Consider the following 13,921-nt stretch of genomic DNA (forward strand, 5'->3'; position numbering starts at 1 on the left):
GTGTTCGCCCGCCATGGCGGCTGGTGGTGGGACGGCAGCGGCGAGAACCCTTATGTCGCGCTGCTCGCCCACGCCGACGCCATCGTCACCACGGCGGATTCGACCAACATGATCGGCGAGGCGACGGCGACGGGCGCCCCGATCCTCGTCTTCGAGCCGCATGGCGGCCATGGCAAGCTGGCGAAGTTCCTGGAGGCGCTGAAGCGCCAGGGGATGGTCCATCATTTCGAGGGCCGTCTGGAGGGCGAGCGCTACGCGCCGGTCGATTCGACGCAGATCATCGCCGACGACATCCGACGGCGCTGGCTTATGCACAGGCAGCAGCTTGGCCTCGCCTGATCTTGAAAGCCCGTGCGCTTGCATCGCCCGTCCGGCGGCGTATGTCGAATGGGCAAGCGAGAGGACCCCATCATGGCCCACACCCATGCCCGCGTGATGATCGTCGGCTCAGGCCCGGCCGGCTATACCGCCGCGATCTATGCCGCCCGCGCCATGCTGGAACCGGTGCTGGTCTCGGGTATGCAGGCCGGCGGCCAGTTGATGATCACCACCGACGTCGAGAACTATCCCGGCTTCGCCGACGTCATCCAGGGCCCCTGGCTGATGGAGCAGATGCGCGCCCAGGCCGAGCATATGGGCACGCGCATGGTCTCCGATCACATCGCCAGGGTCGACCTCTCGCAGCGCCCCTTCCGCCTCTGGGGCGACGGCGGCGAGACCTATTCCTGCGATGCTCTGATCATCGCGACCGGCGCCCAGGCGAAATGGCTCGGCCTGCCGTCCGAACAGGCCTTCCAGGGCTTTGGCGTCTCGGCCTGCGCGACCTGCGACGGCTTCTTCTTCCGCAACAAGGAGGTCGTGGTGGTCGGCGGCGGCAACACCGCCGTGGAGGAGGCGCTCTATCTCGCCAACCTCGCCAGCAAGGTCACGCTGGTGCACCGCCGCGACTCGCTGCGCGCGGAAAAGGTGATGCAGGACCGGCTGTTCAAGCACCCGAAGGTCGAGGTCGTCTGGGACAGCGAGATCGCCGAGATCTGCGGCGGCACGCAGCCGCCCAACGTCACCCATGTCGCTCTGCGCAACCTCAAGACCGGCGCGGCATCGGAGCTCAAGGCGGACGGCGTCTTCATCGCGATCGGCCACAAGCCGGCGACGGAACTCTTCGCCGGCCAGCTCGCCATGAACGAAACCGGCTATCTCGACGTCGAACCCGGCACGAGCCGCACCAATGTCGAGGGCGTCTTCGCCGCTGGTGACGTCACTGACGAGCATTACCGCCAGGCCGTGACCGCTGCCGGCATGGGCTGCATGGCGGCCCTCGATGCCGAGCGCTGGTTGCAGGCAATGGACCTTCAGCACCGCGAGGCGGCGGAATAGAAGGATCCCTCGGATACATCACGGAATTTGATCACTTCTGTAACCAAATTCAGTGTGAAAACAGCTTGGCACCGCAACGCAGGCATTGACCTTCAAGGATTTTAGCCCCCAACATGCGCCAAACGCATAACGGGGGAACCGCGGTGGATTGGGACCGCATCAGGATCTTTTATACCGTCGCCGAGTCGGGCAGCTTCACCAAGGCAGGGGATGTTCTCGGGCTCAGCCAGTCGGCCGTCAGCCGCCAGATCGGGGCGCTGGAGCGGGAATTGCGCGCGCCGCTGTTCCACCGCCACACCCGAGGCCTGATCCTCACCGAGCAGGGCGAACTGCTGTGGCGCGCCGCCCGCGAGATGACGCAGCGGCTCGAACGCACACGCTCCCAGCTTTCGGAGACGCGCGAACACCCCTCAGGCGAACTGAAGGTCACAGCGACGCGCGGCCTCGGGGGACACTGGCTCACGCCACGCCTGGCCGAGTTCATGGACCTCTACCCCGACATCAAGGTGGATCTCATCCTCACCGACGAGGAGCTCGACCTGTCAATGCGCGAGGCCGACATCGCCATCCGCCTGCGCCAGCCTCAGCAGCCCGACCTGATCCAGCGCAAGCTCTTCACGGTCCATTTCCACGTCTATGGCTCGCCGGCCTATGTGAAGCGCTTCGGCGAGCCCAAGACGCATGAGGATCTGGACAACCACCGCATCCTCTCCTTCGGCGGCACCTCTCCCTCCTATCTGACGGCAGTGCACTGGCTCGGCTCGCTCGGCCGCGACCAGCGCAATCCGCGTCCGATCCACCTCACCGTCAACAACATCACGGCGATGAAGCGTGCGGTCGATTCCGGCGCCGGCATCGCCGTCCTGCCGGACTACCTGATCGAGACCGGCTCGCCGCTGGTGCAGCTGATGCGCGAGACCGAGATGCCGCAGCTCGAGAGCTATCTGGTCTATCCCGAAGAGATGAAGTCCGTCGCCCGCGTCCAGGTCTTCCGCGACTTCCTGATCCAGAAGGCCCAGCGCTGGACCTACTGAGATCGCCACCTGATCCGATTCGCATCGGCCGACTCTGCTGAACGGCAGGGTCGGCCGTTTTGTTGCGCCATCAGAGCGCGCCACTGGCGCATGGCCGTGCTGCACCGCAACAAGTCACTTGCGAAACCATGACGCGCCGCGACAGAGCGACTGCGTTCTGCGCATATTTATCAATGATTTAGACTTAATTTGCGGCATCTGACCGCGGTTCATGCAATTTGCGCATGGCGGACCCCCTGATGCTGCATTGCGAAAAGGCAGATGCCGACCGATATAGCAGACACGGTTGTTCGGAACGGGCTCTGCTATCGCCTCCCGGCATCGAGTTCGTTTCAGCCGTTCCCCTCTGAGATGTTTGGCGTTTGAGCCGGATGTTTCAAACTTTAAAGGCCGGCTCCCTCGCGGGACGCCGGCCCTTTTTTTGGCTCGTGACAGGTGGCGCCAACGAGGCTCAGCCGGTGAGCTTGCCGACCAGGGCCGCGAAGCGCTCCATGAATGTCCGGAGGAAGTCTCGCGTCGCTTCGACCGTGACGACGCCGGCCTCATCGACCAACCCCTCCTTCCAGGTGATGAACATCTGGCCGCCCATCACCAGCGCGCCCTGATTGCCGAGGATATCGCGCAGATGCTGTTGGGCGCAGGCGGTGCCGACGCCGCCCGGGCTCGTGCCGATGATGGCGGCGGGTTTGCCGCCCCAGACGCCCTTCCCGGGCGGTCGCGAGGCCCAGTCGATCGCGTTCTTCAGCACGGCGGGGATGGAGCGGTTATGCTCCGGCGTTACCACCAGCACGGCATCGGCAGCGGCGATGGCGTCTTTCAGTCGTGTCGCGGTCTCCGGCCACGCCCCGACCTCGAGGTCCTGATTATACATCGGCAGATCGTCGATGGACGCGAAGCTCGCGGTGAAGGCCCCCTCGCCCAGCTTCGCCAGCGCTCCCGCGAGTTTGCGGTTGATCGACGCCTTGCGGTTGCTGCCGACGATCACGACGAGCTTGAACGGAGCCATGGAACGAGACCTCATGAAGTTACGGGGGCGATGGAGAGGAAACGCCTTGGCGGCCCGTCCGGTTCAGGCGCTCGCCCGGCGCGGGCGCGCCGCGAGCGGCAGCGCATCGAACAGGCCGGGGACCGCGTCCGTGCGCGCCCGCTCGATCGTCAGCAGGCGCAGCTTGGTCTCGACGCCGCCCTCGGCCGAGAAGCCGCCGGTGCGCCCCCCGGCCGCCAGCACACGGTGACAGGGCACGATGATCGGAACCGGGTTGCGACCGAGCGCGACGCCCACCGCGCGCGCCGCGCCGGGCTCGCCGAGGCGCCTGGCGACGTCGCCATAGGTCAGCGTCTCGCCGGGCGGGATCGAGAGCGCCACCTCATAGACCCGGCGCTCGAAGGGGCTCGCATCGTCGAGTGCGATCGGCAGATGGCTCAGATCCCGGTTCTCGCCGGCGAGAAGCCCCCGGATATCGGCGATCGCCGCCGCCACGAAGGGCGGCGCCGGCGCGTCTTCGGCACCGGGGAAGCGCCGCAGCAGGCGCCGGCGCGCGCCCTCTGCCTCGGCTTCGGGCAGTTGCGCGCCGATGAGGACATCGCCCTGCCAAACCAGCGCGCAGGCGCCGATGGCGGTGTCGAACAGGCAGAACTGCGGCATGCGGTCGGTTCCGGGGCGGCGGCCGGCGCCAACTCTCTCCGCCCGGGCGCGCCGCGGTCAAGCCATGGCCGGGCGTCACCCCTCACATGAACAGCTTTTCGCCCTCGAGTCCTTTGTAGAGCCCCGCGACCTGCTCGCCATAGCCGTTGTAGAGCAGGGTCGGCCGGCGATCGCGCGATCCCAGGAGCTGCTCGCTCGCCTGGCTCCAGCGCGGGTGCGGCACCTGCGGGTTCACATTTGCCCAGAAGCCGTATTCGGAGGATTGCAGCCCCTCCCAGAAGGTCTTGGGCCGCTCGGCGACGAAGCTGATCTTGGTGATCGATTTCACCGATTTGAACCCGTATTTCCACGGCACGATCAGCCGCACCGGCGCGCCGTGCTGGGTAGGAATCGGCTTCCCATAGATGCCCGTTACCAGCAGCGGCAATTCGTTCGTCGCCTCGGCGATCGTCAGCCCCTCGGTATAGGGCCAGGGATACCAGCGGGCCGACTGGCCGGGCGCCATGCGCGGGTTCAGGAAGGTCTCGAAGCGGATGTATTTCGCGCCCGAGAGCGGCTTGGCGTAGTCGACGAAGGCCTTGAGCGGGATGCCCGTCCACGGCACCGCCATCGACCAGCTCTCGACGCAGCGGAAGCGATAGAGCCGCTCTTCCAGCGGCAGCTTGCGCACGAGATCGTCGAATCCGATCTCGAAGGGCTTTTCGACCATGCCGTCGATCGCAACCGTCCAGGGCCGGGTGACGAGCCGCTTCGACGCCGCGACGATGTCCTTGGACGTGCCGAATTCGTAGAAATTGTTGTAGCTCGACGCCAGATCCTCGTCGGTCACCGGCCGGTCGAGCGTGTAGGTTTCGTTGCGCTTGGCGGGGTAGAGATCGAGCGTCGGATCAGCACCCTGCGCCGCCGCGGTACCCGGCAGCGCCGCCCCCGCGATCAGCCCGGCTCCACCGGTCATGAAGGCGCGGCGGTTGAAGAACACCGCCTCCGGCGTCGCCTCGCTCTCGGGGATGTCCCAGCTCGGACGGTTCTTGATCAGCATCGGACCGGCGTCCCTTCCGTTTCGGATGCCGGCACTCTAGCGCATGGCCGGACGCAGCACGCAATTCACGAGGGGGAGAGGTGCCAACTGGCCGCGACGTCTTGATCTCGTCATTGCGAGGAGCACAGCGACGAAGCAATCCAGACGTTCAGGGCATTGTCCTGGATTGCTTCGCTCCGCTCGCAATGACGAGGCGCCCTCAGCCGCGCGCCTCCAGCGCCTTGACGATCGCCTGGCCCATCTCGCTGGTCGAGACGGCGTTGGCGCCGGGCGCGGCGATGTCCTTGGTGCGGGTGCCGGAGCCAAGAACGTCAGCGATCGCGCCTTCGAGCCGGTCGGCCGCCTCGATCGCGCCGAAGGAGTAGCGCAGCGCCATGGCGAAGGAGCCGATCATCGCGATCGGGTTGGCCAGCCCCTTGCCGGCGATGTCGGGCGCCGAGCCATGGACGGGCTCGTAGAGCGCCTTGCGCTTGCCGGTGGCCGGGTCCTCGGCCCCGAGCGAGGCCGAGGGCAGCATGCCGAGCGAGCCGGTCAGCATCGCCGCGACGTCGGAGAGGATGTCGCCGAAGAGGTTGTCGGTGACGATGACGTCGTACTGCTTGGGCCAGCGCACCAGCTGCATGGCGCAGTTGTCGGCCAGCACATGCTCCAGTTCGACATCCTTGTACTCGGCGGCGTGCAGCGCGGTCACCGTCTGCTTCCAGAGCACGCCGGTCTTCATGACGTTGTGCTTCTCGGCCGAGGAGACCTTGTTGCGGCGGGTGCGCGCCAGCTCGAAGGCGACGCGGCAGATCCGGTCGATCTCCGGGGTGGTGTAGAGCTGCGTGTCGATGCCGCGCTTGGAGCCGTCCTCCAGCGTGACGATCTCCTTGGGCTCGCCGAAATAGACGCCGCCGGTGAGCTCGCGCACGATCAGGATGTCGAGCCCTTCGACGACCTCGGGCTTCAGCGAGGAGGCCGAGGCCAGCGCCGGATAGCAGATCGCCGGGCGCAGGTTCGCGAACAGGCCGAGGTCCTTGCGCAGCCGCAGCAGCCCGGCTTCCGGACGATGCTGATAGGGCACATCGGCCCATTTCGGGCCGCCGACGGCGCCGAACAACACGGCGTCCGCCTGCTGGGCGAGCTTCATGTCGCCTTCCGAGATCGCCGCCTTGTGGGCGTCATAGGCGGCGCCGCCGACGAGGCCCTTCTCGATCTCGAAGGAGGCCAGCCCCTGCTTGCCGAACCAGGAGACGATCTGCTCGACCTGCGCCATCACCTCGGGGCCGATGCCGTCGCCGGGGAGCATCAGGAGCTTGTGGGTCGCCATGGTCGTCGCCTCGCCGTTTCTTGAACCTGCAATGGCGGCTGATTAGGGCGCAGGCCCCCGGCATGCAAGCGGCGCGGACGCCATGTCAGGGCCGCGCCAACCGCGCGGTGACTTCGATCTCGACCTTCATCTCGGGCTTCAGCAGTCCCGCCACGACATAGATGCCCGCTGCCGGCCGCACCTCGCGGAAGACCTCGCCGCAGACGGCGAGCACCGGCTCGCAATAGGTCCGGTCGGTGACGAAATACTGCGCCCGCACCACGCCCGCGAGCGAGGTGCCGGCCTCCTCCAGCACCGCCTCGATCGTGCGAAAGATGTTGCGCGCCTGCGCGGCCGCATCCTCCGGCAGGGTCATCGTGACGTAGTCGTAGCCGGTCGTCCCCGAGACGAAGACGAGGTCGCCGTCGATGACGGCGCGCGAATAGCCGAAGGCGGTCTCGAAGGGCGAGCCGGTGGACATCAGACGGCGGGTCATCACGATTTTCCGTCATTCTCGGGCGAAGCGAAGCGCAGACCCGAGAATCCCGTGCAGGCGATGCTCGGGTCAAGCCCGAGCATGACGCCGGGGCTAAACCCGCCCGCTCTTCAGCGCCCGCAGCACCTTCTCGCCGGGGCGGCCGGTCGGGGGCATGCCGATCTTGGCCTCGACATCCCGGATCGCGGCCCGAGTCAGCGAGCCGACGGCGCCGTCCGGCTCGCCGACATTGTAGCCGCGCGCGATCAAAAGCCGCTGTAGTTCGCGCCGCTGCTCGCGCGAGAGCGGCAGATCGTCGGTCGGCCACTGCCCCTGCACGCCCGGCCGCCCGCGCAGACGGTCGGAGAGGAGGGAGATGGCCAGGGCATAGGAGTCGGCGCCGTTGTAGCTGTAGGCCGCGTCGTAATTCTTGAAGACGAGGAAGGCCGGGCCGTTGCGCCCCGCCGGCATCAGGAGCCCGGCATTGCCGGTGCCGTTGAGCGGCGACCCGTCGAACTTGACGATGCCGCGCGCCGCCCAGGACGAGACGGGCTGCTTCGGGTTGCGCCCAGTCGGGCCGGAGTAGCCGTCCGGCACGCGCACCTCGTAGCCCCAACTCGCGCCCGTGACCCAGCCCGCCTTGTCCATGAAGTTGGCGGTCGAATGCAGCGCGTCGGGAATCGAGTCGACGAGGTCGCGCCGGCCGTCGCCGTCGCCGTCCACCGCGAGCCGCAGATAGGTCGTCGGGATGAACTGGGTGTGGCCGAAGGCGCCGGCCCAGGAGCCGAAGAGCCGCTCGGGCCGGACGTCGCCGCGCTGGATGATCTGCAGCGTCGCGATCAGCTCGCCCTTGAAGAAGGCGTTGCGCCGCGGTGCCAGGCAGGCACCTGTGGAGAGCGCCTGCACCAGAGGCCAGCGCCCCTTGGCCTTGCCGAAATCGCTCTCGACACCCCAGACCGCGGCGATGGTGTGGCGGTCGACGCCGAAGCGCTGCTCCGCCGCGGCGAGTACCGAGGCATGCTGGCGCATCATCGCGCGCCCTTCGGCAACCTTCTCCTCGTCGACCAGCGTGCCGAGATAGTCCCAGATCGGAGTCTTGAACTCCGGCTGGTTGTTCATCGCCTCGATGATCTTCATGTCCGGCTCGACGCCGGCCATGGCGCGGTCGAAGGTTGCGCCCGAAACGCCCTTGGCGGCGGCCTCGCTGCGCAGGCCGGACAGACAGGATTGGAAGCTGCCCTGCGCCGAAGCGGCCGAGGCGAAGAGGACGAGAGGCAGGGCCAGGATCGTTGCGCGCATGGTCTCCACCGAATCGCAGGAATGACGCGAAACTAGGGCGATGCGGTTAAGAGAGGTTAACCATCGCGCCGGCAGCGCAAGGCGGCGAATCCCGCTATGAGGGCGCGAGCCCCCGCCGGAACCCGCCATGTCGCCCCAATCGATCGAACTCCTCGGCTTCGCCGCCGCCGCCCTCACCAGCCTATGCTGGCTGCCCCAGGCCTGGCGCACCATCCGCACCCGTGACACCAGGGCGATCTCGCTCTGGACGCAGTCGCTCTTCGCGGCCGGGACCGCGCTCTGGCTGACCTATGGTCTGCATATCGGCTCCTGGCCGGTCGTCGCCGCCAATGCGCTGACACTGTGCCTCGTGCTGCTCATCCTCTCGATGAAGCTTCGCTTCGGCTGAGCTGACACGACCGCCGGAACAGACCCGACCGCCGGGCGTTCCCGGCCTCGCCACAGGATCGAGTTCGATGCCCTCCGTCACCGCCGCGCATATCCTGCCGATCGCCATGCTGGTCGGCTCCAACGTCTTCATGACCTTCGCCTGGTATGGCCATCTCAGCTACAAGAGCACGGCCATCTGGCTCGCCATCCTCGCGAGCTGGATGATCGCGCTGCCGGAATACATGCTGGCGGTGCCGGCCAACCGCATCGGCTCCGCCGTCTATTCGACCGCCGAGCTCAAGACCATGCAGGAGGTCATTACCCTGACCGTCTTCGCCGGTTTCTCGGTGTTCTGGCTCAAGGAAAGCCTGACTTGGAACCACGCCATCGGCTTCGCGCTGATCGCAGCCGGCGCCTTCTTCATCTTCCACGCCAAGGGCTGAGCGGCGCCCGCTTCGGCGGGGTGACAGGCCGCTGCCGCATCGTCACAGTGGCACGATGGATCAGCTCGCCAGACCCGCCCTCCCCTTCTCCGGCCACGACGCGGTCGAGGCCTATCTCTCCGACGGCTATGATCGCGTCGTCGGCATGTCCTCGCGCTTTGCCGCCGCGATCTGCGCGCGGCTGCTGCGCCTGCAGACGGAGGAAGGCCTGAAGGGCCCGATCGCCGAGATCGGCGCCTTCGAGGGCCGCTTCTTCATCGCGCTCGCCCATGCGCTCGAGGAGGGCGAGATCGCTCTGGCGCTGGACATCTTCTCCTGGCCCGACCCTGGCGTCGAGCAGCGCTTCGAGGCGAATTGTGACCGGCACGGAATCGGCCCGGAGCGCCGCCGCACCATCAAGGGCGATGCCGGCGCAATGGCGCCCGCCGACCTCCTCGCCCAAGCCGACGGCGACCGCTTGCGCTTCATCCACATCGACGGCGAGCATTCCCGCGTCGCGCTCGGCCGCGACCTCGCACTGGCAACCGCCTGCCTCGCCGAAGGCGGGCTGATCGTCCTCGACGACATGCTGCACCCCGGCTACCCGACGCTGATGGTCGCCGTGCAGGCCTATCTCGAGGCCAATCCCGACATCGTCCCGCTCTGCATCATCGACCGCGAGACGATCGTCGGCGCGACCAAATTCGTGCTCTGCCAGCGCACATGGTTCGAGCGCTACCAGACCCGCCTGCTCGATATCTTCAAGGACTTCGTCTGGCCGCTCGGCGCCGATTTCGAGCCGCATTGGTGCCTGGTGCTGTCGCAGGACACGCGGCTGGCAGAGATCGTATGACTACGGGCTTTCAACACCGCGTGGCTCTCAGACCATCAGCGAGAATGCCCTCGACGATCTCCTGCACGTTCAGGGCGTCCGTCAGCGTCGCGAGATGGTGCGCTTCGCCCCGCGTCAGTCTGACGACCCCTTCGATCTGGCGCCTGAGCGCGATCGGTCGCGCCTCCAGCTGCGACAGGGCGTCGGCCGCCCTCTCCCAGGTGCCGTCAGGCCGACGGCGTTCGGCGACCGACCAGTCGCAGAGACGCACCGCCCCCCGGTCGCCTTCCAGCATCCAGATGTTGTGGTCGTCCTTCGTCGTCGTACCGACGCTGCCCCTGAGGTCGACCGGGATCTCGCCGGCCATCAGCCTCACCTCGATCGATCGCTCCGACCGACCCTTCTCGGGGAAGGCCGCGCTCGCGCTCAGCCCATGCAGAGGGCCGTAGAGTCGCCGGCTCAGGAACAGGAAATGCGACACGACCTCCCGGGTGAAACCGCCCTGTTGCCGACCGTCCAGCCAGGCGGCGGCATCGGCCTGCCAGGAGCGCGGCCAGGTCGCGAAGGCGACCTCGATGGTGATGCGCGAGGCGGTCCCGACGGCGCCCTGCGCGATCCAGTCCATCAAGGTTGCGACGGCCAGTGAGGAGGCGAAGGGGAAGTTGACGGCGCCCCTGTCTCCCGCCTCTGCCACGAAGGCGCGCGCATCCTCAACATCGACGGCCAGCGGCTTCTCGCAGAAGACGCTCTTTCCGGCGGCGATGGCGGCGCGGGCGTGTCCGAGATGGAACGCCGGCGGCGAGGCGATGTAGACGCAGTCGCTGGCGGCGATGACCGCCGCGGCATCGGCCGGCCGCGGAACCTGCGGGAAGGTCGCCGCCATCCGCGCCATCGCCGAAGGCGCCGGATCCCAGACGCCGCTGACCGTCACCAGCGCAGGCGACTGGTCGAGGATGGCGCCGAGCAGTCGCTCGCCCATGATGCCCGCGCCAATGATCCCGATCGAGAGAGTGCCGTCCTGCATCGCCTGAGCTTTCCCAACCTTGAGCCGGGAAGCGCGGTAACAGGAATCGGAGCGTCACACGAGCCTTTCGGCGACGGCGAACGACAGGCCCCAACCCTCAGCCCTATTTCGCCGGCCTGACCCGCAGCAGCTTGCCGTCGGGTGCGTCGCTCAGCAGGTACAAAAACCCGTCCGGCCCCTGCCGGACGTCGCGAATGCGTTCGCCGAGCCCTTCGAGCAGCCGCTCCTGCCCGGTCACCGCTTCGCCTTGCGTCGAGAGCCTGACCAGCATCTGGCCCGCTAGCGCGCCCACGAAGAGCGAGTTCGTCCAGGCCGGCCAGACCGCGCCGGTGTAGAAGGCGGCCCCCGAGGGCGCGATCGAGGGATCCCAGTAGAACAGCGGCGGTTCCATGCCGGCCTTGCTCGTGCCCTCGCCGATCTTGGCGCCGGAATAGTCGATACCGAAGGTGACGACCGGCCAGCCGTAATTGCGCCCGGCCTTCGGCGTGTTCACCTCGTCGCCGCCGCGCGCGCCGTGCTCGGCGGTCCAGAGCTGGCCGCTCTGCGGATGGAGAGCCGCAGCCTGCACATTCCGGTGGCCGATCGACCAGATCTCCGGCTGCCAGCCCTCGATCTTCGGGTTGTCGGCGGGTGCACCACCCTCGGGCCGGATCCGCATGATCTTGCCGATATGATTGGCCGGATTCTGCGCCTGGTCGCGCTGACCATAGCGGTCGCCGACCGTGACGAAGAGCGCTCCCGTCTGGTCGAAGACCAGCCGGGAACCGAAATGCATGTTGCTGGCGATCGTCGGCATTTGCTGGAAGATCACCTTGGTGCCTTCCAGCGCCGTGCCGCGCTCGTTGAGGCGGGCGCGGGCGACGCTGGTCCCGGTGCCCCCAGAGCGCGGCTCCGCGAAGGAGAGATAGATCGTCCGGTTCTGCGCAAAGCCGGGATCGGGAACCACGTCGAGCAGCCCGCCCTGCCCGCGCCCTGCGACGTTCGGCACCCCGGTAATCGGCGCAGAGAGTTTGCCATCCGTCCCCACTAGCCGCAGGCGCCCGGGCCGTTCCGTCACCAGCATCCGACCGTCCGGCAGGAAGGCGAGCCCCCAGGGATGCTCCAGTCCTCCCGCCACCGTCTCGACGACGAGGTCGCCCGCGCTCGATGGATAGCGCTGCTGCGCGGCGGCGTCCCGCGACGCGGGCCAGGCGGCGATCGTCAGAGTCACGGTGGCGATCCAGGCAGCGCTGCGCATCGTCGTCTCCTTGCTGATCATGGGACAGGAATAACCGCTCGGCCTGCGCCGCGGTTTCCCCTGCGACATCAAGGCGCCGGCAGGCGCCCGACCGTCACGACCGCGCCGCTCGCGTCGCGCTTCAGCACGACCATCTCGCCGGACGCGGGGAAGACCCCTGTCAGGGCCGTGATGTTGACCTGATGCGTGACCATCAGCACCAGCCCGGCATCGGCCGGAAGCGCGGCGAGACGCTGGCGCAGCGCGGCGGTGGCCGCCTCGCGCTCGCCGGGGCGCCCAAAGAAGGAGTTCAGCGCGGTGGGCTCGTCTTCGATCGGACCGAGCGCCATCAGGGCGGCCGTGTCGCGCGCGCGGCACCACTGGCTGGTCAGCACCAGCGACACGGGGATCGCGCGGCGGCGGAATTCCTCCCCGAGGCGCCTCGCCTGTTCGCGCCCGCGCTCGCCCAGATTGCGCTGCGTCGCGCAGTCGCCGATGCGGAAGCCGGCCGGATCGCCGGTCCCGGGCGCGTCGGCATGGCGCATCAGCGCGACATGGCCGGGCTTCGCGAGCAGCGCCCAGACCCGCTCGCGATCGACCTCGATGGCGGAGGCCGCTCCGGGCCGGAAGGCCGGCAACAGCAGCAGAGCGAGAACGAAGCGTCTTCCGAACCCTGCCGCCGCCATGCCGGCTCCTTCGCCTCAGGCTACTCCGGCTTCACACCGGCCGCCTTGATGATGTTTTCCCAGGTCGTGATTTCCTGCTGGTGATACGGCCGGAAAGCCGCGGGGTCACGTAACCTCATCGTGAAGCCGAGCTTGAGGATCGCCTCGCTGACGGCCGGCTTGGCGAGCGAGGCCAGGATCGCCTTGGAGAGCGTCTCCAGCACGGGCGCGGGCACGGCTGCCGGCGCGAAGAAGGCCGCCCAGGAATCGGCGTCGGCATCGGTAACGCCCTGCTCGCGCAGGGTCGGAATGTCCTTGGCGCGCGGGTTGCGCTCCGGGCTGGCCAGCGCCAGCGCCCGCAACGTGCCGGCATTGATCTGCTCGAGCACACTCGGCAGCGTCGAATTGGCGATGTCGATGCGCCCGCCGACGATTTCCTGAACCAGCGGCGCCGCTCCCCGGAAAGGCACATGCGTCATCTTGATGCCGGTGCGCGCCATGAACAGCTCCATGGCGAGATGAGAGCCCGAACCGACGCCGGTCGAGCCGTAATTGAGCTTGCCCGGATCGGCCTTGGCGAGCGCGATCAGCTCCTTGATGGTCTTGGCCGGGAGGTCGTTGCGCACCACGAAGGCATGCTCGAAGGCGCCGACGCCGGCCAGCGGCGCGAAATCCTTGACCGCGTCGTAGCCCGGCTCTTTCAGCAGGAACATGTTGTTGCCATGCGTCTGGTTGTTGCCGAAGACGATGGTATGGCCGTCAGGATCGGCCTTGGCCACGGCCCGCGTGCCGACGGCGCCCGAGGCACCGGCGCGGTTGTCGACGACCACGTTCTGGCCGATCGAGGTCGACAGGTCCTGCGCGACGAAGCGCGCGATCGCATCCGTTGGGCCGCCCGCCGGATAGGGCACGACGAGCGTGATCGGCTTGGTCGGGAAGCTCTGTGCCCGCAGGACGGACGGAGCGAGGACGGCGCCGGCCATCAGGCCGAGCGTGGAACGGCGGGTCAACGGCATGAACTTCCTCCCGGAGCGGCCCGATTGCAACAGGCTTGGCCGCAGCATTAGAGCATTCGCAGCCGGAGGGAAATGGCCCCGCAGGCCCAAAGCCGCCGCGAAATCAAGGGCCTAAGCGCGGCTCAGCTGCGGCGAATGCCGCCCGCTTCAGCCGTTGGATGGCGAGGTCGAGCGCCTGCAGGAAGGCGGAGCGGTCGCGCGCCGAAAACGGCTTCGGCCC

The 13,921-nt window shown here is 67.8% G+C and carries 16 protein-coding genes; 6 read left to right on the plus strand and 10 right to left on the minus strand.

Annotated features, from left to right (window positions below; all coding sequences use genetic code 11):
• The 3 genes from AX750_RS00100 to AX750_RS00110 form a co-directional block, all read left to right on the plus strand.
• Nucleotides 1-339 (plus strand): ELM1/GtrOC1 family putative glycosyltransferase (locus AX750_RS00100; RefSeq protein WP_197432777.1); only part of this gene is annotated, 339 nt, incomplete at its 5' end.
• A gap of 72 nt (nucleotides 340-411) precedes the next feature.
• The gene (gene trxB, locus AX750_RS00105) at nucleotides 412-1,377 is read left to right on the plus strand and encodes a thioredoxin-disulfide reductase (RefSeq protein ID WP_066715910.1); all 966 of its coding nucleotides are present in this window, start codon (nucleotides 412-414) and stop codon (nucleotides 1,375-1,377) included.
• A gap of 143 nt (nucleotides 1,378-1,520) precedes the next feature.
• Nucleotides 1,521-2,411, plus strand: coding sequence for a LysR family transcriptional regulator (locus AX750_RS00110; protein WP_066715912.1), 891 nt, complete (start codon nucleotides 1,521-1,523; stop codon nucleotides 2,409-2,411).
• A gap of 451 nt (nucleotides 2,412-2,862) precedes the next feature.
• Here the strand turns inward: AX750_RS00110 and AX750_RS00115 are convergent, their stop codons facing one another.
• From AX750_RS00115 to AX750_RS00140, 6 genes are all read right to left on the minus strand, one after another.
• A complete protein-coding gene (locus AX750_RS00115; protein WP_067253414.1) occupies nucleotides 2,863-3,417 on the minus strand; it encodes an NADPH-dependent FMN reductase in 555 nt (184 codons plus the stop codon).
• Nucleotides 3,418-3,480: 63 nt separating this feature from the next.
• Nucleotides 3,481-4,056 carry a methylated-DNA--[protein]-cysteine S-methyltransferase gene (locus AX750_RS00120; RefSeq protein ID WP_066721833.1) on the minus strand — a complete coding sequence of 192 codons (576 nt, stop codon included), beginning with the start codon at nucleotides 4,054-4,056 and terminating at the stop codon, nucleotides 3,481-3,483.
• A gap of 82 nt (nucleotides 4,057-4,138) precedes the next feature.
• Nucleotides 4,139-5,095 (minus strand): protein-methionine-sulfoxide reductase catalytic subunit MsrP, encoded by a 957-nt coding sequence (gene msrP, locus AX750_RS00125; RefSeq protein WP_066721831.1) that lies wholly within the window; start codon nucleotides 5,093-5,095, stop codon nucleotides 4,139-4,141.
• 199 nt (nucleotides 5,096-5,294) lie between these two features.
• Entirely contained in the window at nucleotides 5,295-6,404 is a 1,110-nt protein-coding gene (leuB, locus tag AX750_RS00130; protein WP_066721829.1) for a 3-isopropylmalate dehydrogenase, read from the minus strand.
• A gap of 85 nt (nucleotides 6,405-6,489) precedes the next feature.
• Entirely contained in the window at nucleotides 6,490-6,879 is a 390-nt protein-coding gene (locus AX750_RS00135; protein WP_066721827.1) for a RidA family protein, read from the minus strand.
• Between the two features lie 93 nt (nucleotides 6,880-6,972).
• On the minus strand, nucleotides 6,973-8,157 hold the full coding sequence (locus tag AX750_RS00140) for a lytic murein transglycosylase (protein WP_066721825.1): 1,185 nt from the start codon (nucleotides 8,155-8,157) through the stop codon (nucleotides 6,973-6,975).
• A 127-nt stretch (nucleotides 8,158-8,284) separates the two neighbouring features.
• Between AX750_RS00140 and AX750_RS00145 the strand changes: the two genes are divergently transcribed.
• The 3 genes from AX750_RS00145 (at nucleotide 8,285) to AX750_RS00155 (ending at nucleotide 9,801) form a co-directional block, all read left to right on the plus strand.
• Nucleotides 8,285-8,545 carry a SemiSWEET transporter gene (locus tag AX750_RS00145; RefSeq protein ID WP_066721823.1) on the plus strand — a complete coding sequence of 87 codons (261 nt, stop codon included), beginning with the start codon at nucleotides 8,285-8,287 and terminating at the stop codon, nucleotides 8,543-8,545.
• 67 nt (nucleotides 8,546-8,612) lie between these two features.
• Nucleotides 8,613-8,969: a DMT family protein gene (locus AX750_RS00150; protein WP_066721821.1), complete on the plus strand. Its 357-nt coding sequence runs from the start codon at nucleotides 8,613-8,615 to the stop codon at nucleotides 8,967-8,969.
• A 55-nt stretch (nucleotides 8,970-9,024) separates the two neighbouring features.
• Nucleotides 9,025-9,801 (plus strand): class I SAM-dependent methyltransferase, encoded by a 777-nt coding sequence (locus AX750_RS00155; RefSeq protein WP_066721819.1) that lies wholly within the window; start codon nucleotides 9,025-9,027, stop codon nucleotides 9,799-9,801.
• 10 nt (nucleotides 9,802-9,811) lie between these two features.
• Here the strand turns inward: AX750_RS00155 and AX750_RS00160 are convergent, their stop codons facing one another.
• From AX750_RS00160 to AX750_RS00175, 4 genes are all read right to left on the minus strand, one after another.
• Nucleotides 9,812-10,804, minus strand: a complete 993-nt coding sequence (locus AX750_RS00160) for a Gfo/Idh/MocA family oxidoreductase (protein WP_066721817.1) — start codon at nucleotides 10,802-10,804, stop codon at nucleotides 9,812-9,814.
• A gap of 103 nt (nucleotides 10,805-10,907) precedes the next feature.
• A complete protein-coding gene (locus tag AX750_RS00165; RefSeq protein ID WP_066721835.1) occupies nucleotides 10,908-12,041 on the minus strand; it encodes a PQQ-dependent sugar dehydrogenase in 1,134 nt (377 codons plus the stop codon).
• Nucleotides 12,042-12,109: 68 nt separating this feature from the next.
• A complete protein-coding gene (locus AX750_RS00170; protein WP_066721815.1) occupies nucleotides 12,110-12,706 on the minus strand; it encodes a histidine phosphatase family protein in 597 nt (198 codons plus the stop codon).
• A 20-nt stretch (nucleotides 12,707-12,726) separates the two neighbouring features.
• Nucleotides 12,727-13,701: a tripartite tricarboxylate transporter substrate binding protein gene (locus tag AX750_RS00175; RefSeq protein WP_067253419.1), complete on the minus strand. Its 975-nt coding sequence runs from the start codon at nucleotides 13,699-13,701 to the stop codon at nucleotides 12,727-12,729.
• Nucleotides 13,702-13,921 lie beyond the last annotated feature (220 nt).

This window comes from Methylobacterium sp. CCH7-A2 (assembly GCF_001557075.1).
GTDB lineage: Bacteria > Pseudomonadota > Alphaproteobacteria > Rhizobiales > Beijerinckiaceae > Allobosea > Allobosea massiliensis.

What these genes read in the sequence shown, in the direction of transcription:
- trxB (WP_066715910.1), top strand. Translation starts at nt 412, where the DNA reads ATGGCCCACACCCATGCCCGCGTGATGATCGTCGGCTCAGGCCCGGCC.
- AX750_RS00170 (WP_066721815.1), bottom strand. Translation starts at nt 12,706, where the DNA reads ATGGCGGCGGCAGGGTTCGGAAGACGCTTCGTTCTCGCTCTGCTGCTG.
- AX750_RS00165 (WP_066721835.1), bottom strand. Translation starts at nt 12,041, where the DNA reads ATGCGCAGCGCTGCCTGGATCGCCACCGTGACTCTGACGATCGCCGCC.
- leuB (WP_066721829.1), bottom strand. Translation starts at nt 6,404, where the DNA reads ATGGCGACCCACAAGCTCCTGATGCTCCCCGGCGACGGCATCGGCCCC.
- AX750_RS00160 (WP_066721817.1), bottom strand. Translation starts at nt 10,804, where the DNA reads ATGCAGGACGGCACTCTCTCGATCGGGATCATTGGCGCGGGCATCATG.
- AX750_RS00175 (WP_067253419.1), bottom strand. Translation starts at nt 13,701, where the DNA reads ATGCCGTTGACCCGCCGTTCCACGCTCGGCCTGATGGCCGGCGCCGTC.
- AX750_RS00135 (WP_066721827.1), bottom strand. Translation starts at nt 6,879, where the DNA reads ATGACCCGCCGTCTGATGTCCACCGGCTCGCCCTTCGAGACCGCCTTC.
- AX750_RS00150 (WP_066721821.1), top strand. Translation starts at nt 8,613, where the DNA reads ATGCCCTCCGTCACCGCCGCGCATATCCTGCCGATCGCCATGCTGGTC.
- AX750_RS00145 (WP_066721823.1), top strand. Translation starts at nt 8,285, where the DNA reads ATGTCGCCCCAATCGATCGAACTCCTCGGCTTCGCCGCCGCCGCCCTC.
- AX750_RS00140 (WP_066721825.1), bottom strand. Translation starts at nt 8,157, where the DNA reads ATGCGCGCAACGATCCTGGCCCTGCCTCTCGTCCTCTTCGCCTCGGCC.
- AX750_RS00120 (WP_066721833.1), bottom strand. Translation starts at nt 4,056, where the DNA reads ATGCCGCAGTTCTGCCTGTTCGACACCGCCATCGGCGCCTGCGCGCTG.
- AX750_RS00155 (WP_066721819.1), top strand. Translation starts at nt 9,025, where the DNA reads ATGGATCAGCTCGCCAGACCCGCCCTCCCCTTCTCCGGCCACGACGCG.
- AX750_RS00115 (WP_067253414.1), bottom strand. Translation starts at nt 3,417, where the DNA reads ATGGCTCCGTTCAAGCTCGTCGTGATCGTCGGCAGCAACCGCAAGGCG.
- msrP (WP_066721831.1), bottom strand. Translation starts at nt 5,095, where the DNA reads ATGCTGATCAAGAACCGTCCGAGCTGGGACATCCCCGAGAGCGAGGCG.